13 protein-coding genes are annotated in these 12,154 nt (G+C 43.6%); 10 read left to right on the plus strand and 3 right to left on the minus strand.

Features of this window, described 5'->3' with window-relative positions; genetic code table 11:
* Nucleotides 1–76 precede the first annotated feature (76 nt).
* Entirely contained in the window at nucleotides 77–922 is an 846-nt protein-coding gene (locus AC58U0_RS18350; protein WP_497380406.1) for a stalk domain-containing protein, read from the plus strand.
* Here AC58U0_RS18350 and AC58U0_RS18355 read toward each other — a convergent pair whose 3' ends face one another.
* On the minus strand, nucleotides 923–1,585 hold the full coding sequence (locus AC58U0_RS18355) for a response regulator transcription factor (protein ID WP_497380407.1): 663 nt from the start codon (nucleotides 1,583–1,585) through the stop codon (nucleotides 923–925).
* 18 nt (nucleotides 1,586–1,603) lie between these two features.
* Entirely contained in the window at nucleotides 1,604–2,740 is a 1,137-nt protein-coding gene (locus AC58U0_RS18360) for a sensor histidine kinase (RefSeq protein WP_497380408.1), read from the minus strand.
* Nucleotides 2,741–2,947: 207 nt separating this feature from the next.
* Here AC58U0_RS18360 and AC58U0_RS18365 point away from each other — a divergent pair, with 207 nt between their 5' ends.
* The 9 genes from AC58U0_RS18365 to AC58U0_RS18405 all read left to right on the plus strand — a co-directional run bounded on the left by AC58U0_RS18365 (nucleotide 2,948) and on the right by AC58U0_RS18405 (nucleotide 11,490).
* The gene (locus AC58U0_RS18365; RefSeq protein ID WP_497380409.1) at nucleotides 2,948–3,883 is read left to right on the plus strand and encodes an ABC transporter ATP-binding protein; all 936 of its coding nucleotides are present in this window, start codon (nucleotides 2,948–2,950) and stop codon (nucleotides 3,881–3,883) included.
* 12 nt (nucleotides 3,884–3,895) lie between these two features.
* Nucleotides 3,896–5,083, plus strand: coding sequence for an ABC transporter permease (locus AC58U0_RS18370; protein WP_497380411.1), 1,188 nt, complete (start codon nucleotides 3,896–3,898; stop codon nucleotides 5,081–5,083).
* A complete protein-coding gene (locus AC58U0_RS18375; RefSeq protein WP_497380412.1) occupies nucleotides 5,076–6,230 on the plus strand; it encodes an ABC transporter permease in 1,155 nt (384 codons plus the stop codon). The genes AC58U0_RS18370 and AC58U0_RS18375 overlap by 8 nt, the downstream gene beginning before the upstream one ends.
* A 159-nt stretch (nucleotides 6,231–6,389) precedes the next feature.
* Nucleotides 6,390–6,626 (plus strand): DUF6953 family protein, encoded by a 237-nt coding sequence (locus AC58U0_RS18380; RefSeq protein ID WP_056833181.1) that lies wholly within the window; start codon nucleotides 6,390–6,392, stop codon nucleotides 6,624–6,626.
* Between the two features lie 252 nt (nucleotides 6,627–6,878).
* The gene (locus tag AC58U0_RS18385) at nucleotides 6,879–7,475 is read left to right on the plus strand and encodes a YkzI domain-containing protein (RefSeq protein ID WP_497380414.1); all 597 of its coding nucleotides are present in this window, start codon (nucleotides 6,879–6,881) and stop codon (nucleotides 7,473–7,475) included.
* A 363-nt stretch (nucleotides 7,476–7,838) separates the two neighbouring features.
* A complete protein-coding gene (locus tag AC58U0_RS18390) occupies nucleotides 7,839–8,084 on the plus strand; it encodes a hypothetical protein (protein ID WP_497380415.1) in 246 nt (81 codons plus the stop codon).
* 72 nt (nucleotides 8,085–8,156) lie between these two features.
* The gene (locus AC58U0_RS18395; protein ID WP_497380416.1) at nucleotides 8,157–9,146 is read left to right on the plus strand and encodes a LacI family DNA-binding transcriptional regulator; all 990 of its coding nucleotides are present in this window, start codon (nucleotides 8,157–8,159) and stop codon (nucleotides 9,144–9,146) included.
* 37 nt (nucleotides 9,147–9,183) lie between these two features.
* Nucleotides 9,184–10,176, plus strand: coding sequence for an N-acetylglucosamine kinase (locus tag AC58U0_RS18400; RefSeq protein WP_497380417.1), 993 nt, complete (start codon nucleotides 9,184–9,186; stop codon nucleotides 10,174–10,176).
* 12 nt (nucleotides 10,177–10,188) lie between these two features.
* Nucleotides 10,189–11,490, plus strand: coding sequence for a 6-phospho-beta-glucosidase (locus AC58U0_RS18405; RefSeq protein WP_497380419.1), 1,302 nt, complete (start codon nucleotides 10,189–10,191; stop codon nucleotides 11,488–11,490).
* A gap of 325 nt (nucleotides 11,491–11,815) precedes the next feature.
* Here the strand turns inward: AC58U0_RS18405 and AC58U0_RS18410 are convergent.
* On the minus strand, nucleotides 11,816–12,154 hold a 339-nt coding region (locus AC58U0_RS18410; RefSeq protein ID WP_497380420.1), incomplete at its 5' end, for a transposase.

The following is a 12,154-nucleotide window of genomic DNA, read 5'->3' on the forward strand; positions in this document are numbered from 1 at the left end:
AAAAGCAGGAAAAAAGTGGAACCGTGCCGAAATATGTGATAACTATCATTTAGGAAAGACAGGAGAATTTAACCTTATGAGGATGTCAAAATGGTCCAAAATCGCGGTACTGGGCACTTTAATGGGAACTTGTTTCACAGCAGGAGTATACGCACAGGATGTGCTGCAACGCGTTGATGCTTACTTAAGAAATGATTTTAAAGTCGTCGTGAACGGACAAGAAGTGAAGCTGGCGAATCCACCTTTAATTTATAATAGTTCCAGTTATTTGCCTGTGAAGGAGCTAGGAAATTACCTGGGAGCGGTAGTGAATTGGAAGGATAGTACGAAAACAATCTATCTGAATTCCCGTGTTAATCCACAGCAGCCTGCGGAAGGCAACGAAACGAATTATACAGAAATTGTGCTGCAGTACCCGTATCCACAGTACTTGGATTATTTAGGAGGGACTTACCCGGTTCTTGTTAATACGACGGATCAGACGTATTACCGATTGAAAGATTTGGATCGAATGGGTGTCTCTACGGGCGGATTGCGGAAAGCGAAGGAGAAGTATTCAGAGGATATCTATGTCAGTGAAGAAGAATTGAAAAAGAGCTGGAAAGAAACGCCGCAAATTTCCTATCTCATCAATGAACCCATCGTCATTACAGGGGAGCAGGATCCAGTCAAGCTCAAGACAATTAGAGCGTACGTGGAAGGTTTCCGATACTATGAGATCAATAAAGTACCTTACATGACGAATCCAATTATCATTGATGCGCTGCCTGAAGAGAATACATACAGCTACTTACTTACGGAAAATGGGCATTTCTATCGCACAACTCTCAAACTGACGCAAATAAATGGCAATAATAATAAGCCTGATTATGTGGTTGGAAGCTCCTCTAAGGAGGACATCCAGGTGACAAGAGTGAAATAATTAACTGCCGGTGACGGAATGCTTTTTTAAATAAAAAATGGCAATTTGCGTACGATCTCGGAGGTTCAGCTTGCTGAGAATTTCCGTAATATAATTCTTAACGGTACCTTCGCTCAGGAATAGCTCCTGGGCGATTTCTTTATTGGATAGACCTTCAGCGATTTTGGCTACGACAGCTTGTTCGCTTGCAGTTAAACCATATCCACTAAGTGGTTTGGGTGCAGGTACGTTTGAAGGCGGACTAGTGCTGATAAAGGTCGTTAATTTCTTAGCAATATCAGGATGAATAAGCAGATTGCCTTGTTCTACGGTCTTGATTCCTTGAATAATACGATCCGGCGAAATATTTTTGAGCAGATAACCGCTGGCTCCGTTTCGCAAGGCTTGAACGATAAATTCATCATCGTCGAATGTGGTCAGAATTAGCACTGAAATATCCGGATAAGCTTGCTTAATCTTCAAAGTGCCTTGCACACCGTCACAGATTGGCATCCGAATATCCATCAAGACAACGTCAACCTGGACGCCGTTCCGGATAAAAGCAAGAGCTTCGTCTCCATGTGTACACGTGCCAACGACCTTAATATTTTCGTCAAGTCCAATGATTAACTGTAAGCTTTCGCGGATGAATGGATCATCGTCTGTAATGAGCACATGAATCATGCTGGGTTCAACCCTTTCTTAGGTAGATTCTATTTGGCGAAAAGTGGGCAGGACAGTCGTCACTGTAAATCGATCCTGGATCGACACATTAAGCTGACCGCCTATGAGCTTGCTTCGTTCTTCCATGCCTGACATTCCGAGTCCGTTCACACTGCGCTCAGTAGGCAGTTTACCGTTATTCGAAATACACATGGTGATCTGTTTGGATTCATACGTTAATTGAATTAGAACTTGGGTTGCAGACCCGTGACGAATGGCATTCGTGATGGCTTCTTGGGCATTACGGTATAGGATGAACTCTAGACTCGGATACAGCACGTAGGGCATACCCTGCATTTCAACCTCAATAGATATTCCTTTATCTGCTGTTAGTCCTTCAATGAGCTTCCCTAGCGAGTAAGTTTGCAGCGTTTCTTCATCTGGTTTCAGTCTACGTACGGTCGAGCGCAGCAGTTCCATGCTTTCTGTTAACTGGTCGCGGACCGACATTAACATGTCTACGCCTTTCTTCTGTTGAGTTGGAAGGATCTGCAAGGATGCTTCCATCATCATTTTAAGCCGGATCAGCTTATGTCCCAATTCATCATGAATATCTCGGGAAATTCGATTGCGTTCGTCCGTTTGTGCGATGTTTTCGACTTTTCGGGCGTAATCCATTAACTGAATGCGAGCTTCGTCCAATTCGTAATGCTGCCTCCGAAGCCTATCATAGAGCAGCTCAACTTCCTCTTTGTTTTGCTCCGTCTGGAGCATCTGCAGCAGGAGCAGCGTAAGAGACAGGAAGATCAGATTGGCAATAAGATAATAGCTGCTTGGTTGACTATCTAAGGATATGTTTAACAGAATCAACTGAATACTCACAAAATAGTAACGAATATGACTATTTACAGTGGTTATATAAGACAAGAGCGTCGAGTAAAAGGTGATGAACAAAATACCGTCATAGTGGTAGCTAATCCATCCACTGAATCCGATTTCAAGTAAAAGCATCCAAGCTGATTTCGAGAATATCGTTCTGCGCAGTTCCGCGATCCAAATGAATAAGAGAATGAGGAAAACATACATAGCATTGGATGAATAGTTTTCGAGATACATCGAGGCAATCGCTGGAATGAGAATAAGTAGATAACGGGATAACAAGCGTAATTGTGTCAATCGAGTTCCTTCCTTTGCAGGGCAATTATTAGCAAAGTATACCATATAAACCAAGTGGGTTAACACGTCTAATAAACAGATAATGACTTTTGTCACCTTTGAATAATGACTTATTCTACCTGTTAACGGGATCCCTTAGAGATACAATGATTGTAATGAGACCAGTTGAAAAAAGGAAAAGGAAAAAGGGATAAGGGAGTGGATCTTGTGAGCTTTGTTCAAATAAAAAATGTTGTAAAAAAGTATAACAATCAAATTTCTGTCGATCATTTGAATTTATCGATTCAAGAAGGTGAAATTTTCGGATTGTTAGGCCCCAATGGTGCTGGGAAAAGCACAACGATCAAAATGCTGAGCGGCCTGCTCAAAATCGATCAGGGTGAAATGTTTGTTGATGGGCTCTCGGTCGCGAAAGATACAATTGAAGTGAAACGGAGAATTGGTCTTGTTCCACAAGATCTCGCGATCTTCGAAAACCTAACAGCACGAGAAAATGTCACTTTTTTCGCGAAATTATATGGATTAAGAGGCAAGCTGCTGAAAGACAGAGTGGAGGAAGCGCTGGAATTTGTTGGATTATTGGATCGCGCTCGTGATAGACCAAGTTCCTTTTCGGGCGGGATGAAACGGAGATTGAATATCGCATGTGCAATTATGCATCGTCCAAAGTTGATTATTATGGATGAACCAACTGTGGGCATCGATCCTCAGTCCCGAAACCATATTCTGGAATCAGTTAGGACGCTGAACCGTATGGGTTCAACGATCATTTATACCTCACATTACATGGAGGAAGTGTCCGCCATATCCACTCGGGTCGGCATCATGGATCATGGGCATCTCATTACTTGTGGAACGCAAGAAGAATTGCGCGGTAAAGTTGATCAGGACAATAAAGTTATCATTCAAGCAGTTAACCTGAAGGAAGAAGCCGTAAAGGAGCTGCGGGATCATCCGCGGATTAAGCAAGTTACGATTCATGAGCAGACACTTGAGCTTCTGGTAGGTTCCTCCCAAGCCTATTTGCAGGATATCCTGTTCATCCTTTCCAAACATGAAGTGAAAATCCAATCGCTCACGCAGGTGGAGCCTGATCTTGAGGCATTATTCCTGTCGTTGACCGGAAGAACCTTACGGGATTAGGAGGAGGTCACCATGCCGATTTGGATCATTGCGAAGTATGAAATATTGCGTTTTATGCGTATGCGTTATGTACTCATCATTCAGTTTTTGATGCCGCTTTTACTTATATTCATTTTGGGGTCGGCGCTTTCAGGCGCGTTCAAAATGGAAGATCGTACGCTGAAGCCCGTTAAGGTAGATGTGGTGCAGTCTGACTTAGGTGTCTTAAGCGCAGGGTTTAAAAGCTTTCTCAGCACACCGGAGTTAATGAAGATCATACAGCCTACGAACATTCAATCACGTGATGAAGCAGTAAAACGGCTCAAATCGGGGGATTCGGAGTTTGCACTCATCATTCCAAGTGATTTTAGCAGCCGCGTACTTGAAGGAAAAGAAGCAGAGTGGGAGATGATACTTGGCCAAGACTATGGGCAGAATTTGACCGCTAAGATGACGCTTCGCTCCTTCTTGGATCAGGTTAATTACATGCAATCCGCGATAATTTCAGCAGGTCCTGGGGCTGCGGAGCTTTTGCAGAAACAAGGTAGTGACAGTTCATTCAATCCGACAGCGGAGGCTTCTTCACATGTACGGCTAGGCAAGCTTACTTCTTCTAATTCCAACTATACAGCAATGCAGTATTACACAGCGTCAATGCTAGTCATGTTTTTGTTATACTCGGGCATGGGGGCGGCATTGGGATTACAAGGAGAGAAAGAACGGCACACGTTATCTCGATTAAATGCAATGCCCATTTATGAATATCAAATTTTATTGGGTAAAATTCTAGGAAATATTTTCAGCTCGATCGTCCAGGCCGCTCTCGTCATTGGTGCAACCATTCTGTTCTATGGTGTCGATTGGGGAAATGACTTCTTCCACCTCTTCCTGGTTTGCTTATTGATTATCGTAGCTTCGATGAGTCTAGCGATATTGATTATGCTGGCAGCAAAATCGTCAAAAGCAATCAGCACGACGTTCCAAATGATCATTCTTGCCATGACTTTCCTAAGTGGAGGCTTCACACCTCTTCCAGAAGGTCTTCTGCAGCGAATGGGGGAGTTTACGCTCAATCACTGGGCCATGCAGAGTATGTTTCGTATTATGCTCGGAAGTGACGCAGCAATCATAGGGCATCATCTATTGATCTTGGCGGGTATTAGCGGGGGATTGTTGCTCCTTTCCCTGATTGTCTATCGGAAGGCGGGATATCATGAATAGCTTATTTATAGCGCTCAATATGCTGCGTCGTACACTTTTTCAGAAAAAAGGATTCCTGATGTATTTAGTCATTCCAGCAGCAGTGGTTTCGCTAATCATTGGTGTACTTGGTCAACAGAGCGATCACGGGGTTGATATTGCTTATATCAATTTGGATCGAGGATCGATGGGTTCCCATCTCTTGCAAGAACTTTCGATGCTGCCAGATTATCGGCTCAAAGAAGAAGCTTCTGAAGCAGCGCTTAAAGAAGTTATCACGAAGCAAAAAGTGAGCAGCGCCTTTCTGATTCCGGAAGGTTTCAGCGAGACGTTGATGAAAGGCGCTTCTGCGCAAATAGATATGTACCAACTAAACATCAATGAGACTTCGATAACGCTCAAAATCAATCTGGACAGTATTCTATCTAGATATCAAGGAACGATTGAACTGCATAGCCAGCAAGGGCTCCAAGAAGCAGCGCTTCGTGAAGCCGTGGAGAAGACCATTTCTCAGATGGAGAAGCATCAGGTGAAGTCGCAAGTCACTGATCTTAATTTGTACGTGAATCCGAATATGCATACGGTAATAGGTTTCATGCTGATGTTCATGATGGGGTTAATGAATAATACGGTTTCCGTGATTATGGATGATCGTAGACAACGCACAATGGCTAGAACGTATTCAGCACCGGTTCATTCTTTCGAAATTGTACTTGGAAATTTCATAGGCAGTTTCCTGGTCGGGACGCTGCAGGTGCTTGTTATCCTTTTGTTTACTCGATACGTAACGAATTATGAATATGGACTTCCGTTTGTATCGCAGTTTATTTTATTGGAGTTTTTCTTATTAGCCAGCATGGGAATTGCCAGCGCGGTAGCTAGTATGGTTAAGAATGCGTCGAATATGGGCGTGATTAATTCTCTCGTTGTTACCCCAACGTGTATGCTAGGCGGATGCTTCTGGCCGATTAGCCTGATGCCGGACTGGATGCAGAAAATTGCAAATTTCGTTCCGCAAAAGTGGGTGATTGAGGCCATTCAGCGAATGGCTTCTGGTCAGACACTGTCGCAGATGTGGATGCACATGGGCGTACTGACCTTGTTTGGACTCATTCTTTTGGGCGTCGGTTCGGTTATTCTTAGACCGGGAGATGCTGAGGTTAGTTAACTAAAGTAAAGGGGCTATCTGCTTTCTGCAGAATAGCCCTTTCGTTTATCCCTACCTATTCGCACGATGATTTCGAAAAGATTGTGTTACAATGGTACAATAGCGTCACTCGCCTGTACACAGGCCCCAGAAACATACGAATAAAGGGAGAGAATGCAAATGGCCGTTACGGCAAATGAAGTTGCGGAATGGATGATGGAGCAGTTGAAATCCGCAGGTATTTTACATCAGAAAGAAGCAGTGGACTATATTATTCAACATTTTGGGGAATCCTTCATATATGTGAACGAGAATGGGAATCAAGCAATTTCCAAAGATGTGAAGAAAATTTTCAAAAAACTTCATGGCGGTAAAGCAGCCTGGGAGCGCGATGGATTTTTCTGGGGATGGCATTAACACAGCGGAGAGACTTTGAGCTACGCTCAAAGACCCCTATATTAGTACTGTATAGGCTGAGACCGTTTTCTTCCAGTTTAGGGCTGAAGCCGTTAGGATACAGGCATCAGCTTTTTTTGTACGTTTTTCCTTAAAAAAATGTCAATAATCCAAGTTGCTAAAACATAGAATTCATAATAAGATAAGAGTAAGCAGATAAGTTGTCTGAATATTTAAACAAAACAATATGCGCCAATTATGGAGGGGATTGCCGTGAGTAAGAGTCATGAAGTGGAGTATTGCAACCTAGAGTTACGATTTGATCGCCGGCTAATCCGGAACTTCATTAAAGCACTCATTCAGGAAGGTTATTCTCTGTATTGGAACGAAAGCGAGCTGCAGTTCATCATTTCCATTCGCACAGGACGTAAGCTGATTAAGCTGAAATTCGAACGAATCGGTGAAAAGTATAAAATCGTAGGCAATTATTCCTTCAAAGATGAGAAGCTAGCCGAAATGATGGAGAAGCTGATTGGTGATACACGTGGTCACGCTGTAGTGAAAAGATTCAAGGATCGGCAAATTCTCATTGAGAATATTATGTTCGGTGAAATTATTCGAATGGTCGAGATTAGCGGTATCGAACATAAAGTGCTGTATCAGAAGGAGCCTGCCGTGACAGTAGAAGAAGTCATGCAAGCGCTGCGATCCAAACGTACAGATGAGCGGATTCCTATTTTGCGTATGGAGCTGGATTACGAACTAGCTACCCTGCATGATGCGATGGCTTCAGGCGATGTCAAAGCGGTCATGGAGAGTAAAACCAAGCTGATCGAAATGAGACAAGAAATGCTCTTATTGGAGATGTGAAAATGAATAGTGGAAACAAATAAAGGGAGAGTCTGTATCTAGCTATAGATATGGTCTCTCTTTAAATATATTGTAAAATTACGCTTGTTAACCCGAACATCATTGTATATAATCAATTCATGAAAGTTAAAGCGATTTAACTTTTGAGGGAATCATTTTTGAAACCAACCTAATTTGTATTCAATTTCTAAAACAAGGGGGAAGTAAACTCTAAAAGTTTAAGCGGTTAAACTTTTAGGACTTAGAACTCATTGCAAAGAAAACAGTGGAAGGAGCGGTTTCGCTGGGCACTAGCAGAGGAAGTCGTCGAGAAAGCAAATATTTCTATCTGTTCGTTTCACCTTGGATCATTTTAAGGTCAAAGTGACGAAAACCCCTTACGAGCAATTTGATTCCAAGCTTCAATCCTCTATTGCTGCAAATAATTCACCTGAGTTCACCTCTCATTGGGGTTATGGCGGATTTATGGAGTATTACAACAAAGGGATGCTCGCTGACCTTAGCTCGATCATGCAGGCGGATAGATTCAAAGCTTCCGAATATAACGTTCCGGATAATGTGATGAACATTTATAAAGTTGACGGTAAATCATGGCATTTGAAATGCTAATTGTGGTACTTTGGAAACATGCTGTAAATCGACTTGATTACTGCAATTATAGAGCTACAGGAGTTGTTTGATATGAAAGTAAGCATCTTTGACGTCGCCAAGAGAAGCGGTTTGTCTGTTGTCACCGTTTCGCGAGTCATTAATCAAGCAGGCACCGTACGTGAAAAAAATCGCCAAAAAGTGCTGCAAGCGATGAAAGAGCTAGATTATCATCCGAATGCAGCTGCACGAAGCTTGGCTCGTGGCAAGACGGGTATCATTGGACTCGGCATTACCACATTAAATGATTCTTTTCTGGATGCAGTAGTCAAAGAGATTAACGATCGGCTTGCTGAAAAAGGTTACTTCTTAGCGCTTTCGATATCAACAGACGTGTTCGCATCTTTCGATAATTCCATGTTCCAAGAGGACCGTGTGGACGGTGTTATTATGCTCTCGCCGGTTCATGAGGATGATTATGTCATGGAATTGAAAAAGAAGAAGATTCCTTTCGTCATGCTGGATAATCAGCATATCCATCCATCGATTTCCTCTGTAATCATTGATAATTATAAAGGTGGCTACGAAGCCACGAAACATTTAATTGACCTAGGCCACACGGAGATTGCCCATATTTCCGGGCTTGAACCCTACTTAAGCAGCAGCGAGCGGCGGCGCGGTTTCGTCAGTGCGATGCAGGAGGCAGGTCTGGATCCTTCTTGGATTGAAAAAGGTAATTTCAGCATCACCTCTGGTTATCAAGCAGCAAGTCGCTGGATTCAGTCGGGGAAACTTCCGAGTGCGGTATTTGCCGCAGATGATCTGACGGCTTTTGGTGTGATGGACGCACTCAAAAATGAGGGCTACAAAATACCGCGTGATATGTCCATTGTTGGATTTGATGATCAGATTTTCTCGGAGGAATTCCGCCCCAGGTTAACAACCGTTCGTCAGCCGGCGGACAAAATGGGGCAACACGGCGTCGATATTTTGCTCAAGTGGATTGATGGTACAGCTAAACGTAATATAACGGTGCAATTGGAGCCGGAATTAATCATTCGAGAATCCACTACAAGAATATGAAATTAGAGATGACGGATATATAACAGGAGTTGAAAGCATGAAATATTATTTGGGTGTAGACGCTGGCGGGAGTAAAACCTACACACTCGTAACAGATGAACAGGGACATATCCTCGGTAAAGGGCACAGCGGCAATGGCAATCATCAGCTTGGTGCAGAACAAGCACTCGGAAATATTACAAGCTCCGTAGCCAAGGCTCTACAGCAGGCGGGGCTTACGCACAGTGACATTGAATATGCCTTTTTCGGCCTTGCTGGCGCAGATCGACCGATTGATTATACGATCCTTCACCCGCTAATTAGCGGACTGGGATTCACGAATTATGGGATTGATTGTGATACCATGATTGCCTTGCGTGCCGGTACATCCCAGCCTTTTGGCGTTGTTCTAATCTGCGGAAGTGGAACGAACAGTGCCGGCAGGAACAGGCAGGGTGAGTTTTTTCAATGTGGAGGCTTCACCTATCAGTTTGGTGATTTTGGCGGAGGAGGCACTCTCGCCGTAGAGGCGTTTCGTTCTGTCATTCGGTCATGGGATGGCAGGGAGCAGCCGACGATGCTGACTGAGCTGCTGATCAAGTTTCTTGGCTACAATTCGGTGGAGGATATGTTTGATGACTTTCTGGATAACAACAAATCCGTACCGCTTCATACGACCAAACTGGTGTTTGAAGCTGCAGAGCAGGGAGATGAGGTCGCCTGCCGCATTCTCAGGGTGCAAGGCGAAGAGCTTGGCAAGTCAGCCACAGCTGTAATTAAACGTTTAAACATGGAGCAAGAGACTTTTCAAGTTGTGCTTGCGGGCAGTGTCATTGCAAGAGGTGATGGGCCCTTTATTCACTCATATATTGAAAAGGCAGTAAGCGAAGTCGCCCCCAAAGCCACAATTGTGAAATTGAACGTCGAACCTGTGGTTGGCGCTGTTTGGATGGCGATGGAAGCCGCAGGCAGCCCCGTTACAACAGAAGTTTACGAGAAACTCCGGACCGTGTCCGATTATCAAACCATACAAATTATTAGACAAGACTAGGAAGTGAGTGCAATGAGAGATGCATTAAAAATTGCCATCATTGGCGGAGGTTCATCTTATACGCCGGAAATCGTAGAAGGTTTTATTTTAAGATATGCCCAGCTGCCTGTAAGAGAGCTTTGGTTTGTGGATGTGGAAGAAGGTAAGCACAAGCTGGAAATCGTCGGTAATCTGGCGAAAAGAATGATCGAGAAGTCCGGTTTGCCGATCGAGGTGCACTTAACCTTGGATCGCAGAAAAGCGATCGAAAATGCCGATTTCGTAAGTACGCAAATGCGCGTAGGTCTTTTGGAAGCCCGTAAATGGGATGAGCATATTCCTAATAAATACGGCGTTATTGGTCAGGAAACGACCGGACCGGGCGGGATGATGAAAGCACTTCGCACGATTCCTGTACTGCTTGATATTTGTAAGGACATCGAAGAACTGAGCCCTAAAGCGTGGCTGCTGAACTTCACGAATCCTGCAGGTATGGTGACTGAGGCTATTCATAAGTACTCCAACGTGAAAAGCATAGGCCTTTGCAATGCGCCGATCGGCTTGCAGAAGTGGTTAATGAACAAGTATGATGCTGCTCCTGAACAGATATACACCGAGTTCGTTGGGTTAAACCATCTTCACTGGGTAACACGCGCTGAAATCAGAGGCGAGGATAAATTAGCTGAATTGCTGGATCGCAAAGAAGAATATAGCGGCAAAAACGTCCCGGCAAGCGAATGGGATGCGGATTTCTTGCGTTCGCTTCAAGCCCTGCCTTCCTATTATTTGAAATATTTTTACATGACGGATATCATGCTCGAAGAACAGCTGGCATCGCTCAAAGAAAACGGTACTCGGGCGGAAGTTGTGAAACGCGTTGAGGATGAATTGTTCGAGCTTTATCAAGATCCTGACTTGCAGGAGAAGCCAAAACAGCTGGAGAAACGCGGGGGCGCTTATTATTCCGAAGCAGCTGTCAATCTCATGGATTCCATTTACAATGACAAGCGGGATATCCAAACGCTGAACGTTATGAACGACAACATCATCGACTTTTTGCCGAAAGATGCTTGTATTGAAGTGAATTGTGTCATTACAGCTAATGGACCTATTCCAATGGGCTTGACCAAAGTTCCCGAACATATCAAAGGCCTTATTCATGCAGTCAAAACATATGAACGCCTCACCATTGAAGCAGCCGTTACAGGCAGTAGAGATCTCGTTCTACAAGCATTGGTTCATCATCCCTTGGTGCCGTCAGTGGCAGTAGCTAAGACGCTTATGGAAGAAATGCTGGAGAAGAATAAAGCGTATTTACCGGCTTTTTTCAAATAATACAAGAAGAGGAAGTTCCCTGAGAAGGGAGTTTTTTTGACAGATAAGAATTTATATGTTTAGGGGTAAGCTTCGCTTACCCCTTATTTATCTTTGGTTATGGTTTGGGGTAGTGAAGATTCCCCCGATTATTCCCCCGTATTTAGCATGGTTATTTTTGTGTCCTGATTTATGGGAGAAGTGGGGGATTCGGAAAGGAAGTTGTACAACGTACAACAATTTCCTTGTTTTGAGCAAGCAAAGCTGAAGATGTTGTATGCTGTACAACAATTCGGTCTAACCCCCTAATACTGGACACTAGTCGACTAAAGCAACAGATTACTTATTAAATTGCGAGTTTAAACGGCTTTACTTCATTTTTCTTTAACTTCTCGAGAAATTCTTTGGGAGAATAGTCATACAAGCTCGAATGAATTCGACGCTCGTTGTAAAAAGTGACAAACCGATCTACTTCTGCAAATGCTTCCTTGTAACTCATAAAGATGTTTCGTTTAAAGCACTCTCGCTCTAAGGTGCTATGGTAAGACTCGACATAGGCATTCTTGTTGGGGGCTCGATTCGGTGTACGTTCATGAATAATCTGATTGGACTCACAGAACGTTCCGAAAGCATGGCTAATGAACTGAGGGCCATTATCTGTTCTAACGGTTAATGGCTTCTCCTG

It is taken from the genome of Paenibacillus sp. J31P190, assembly GCF_059692075.1.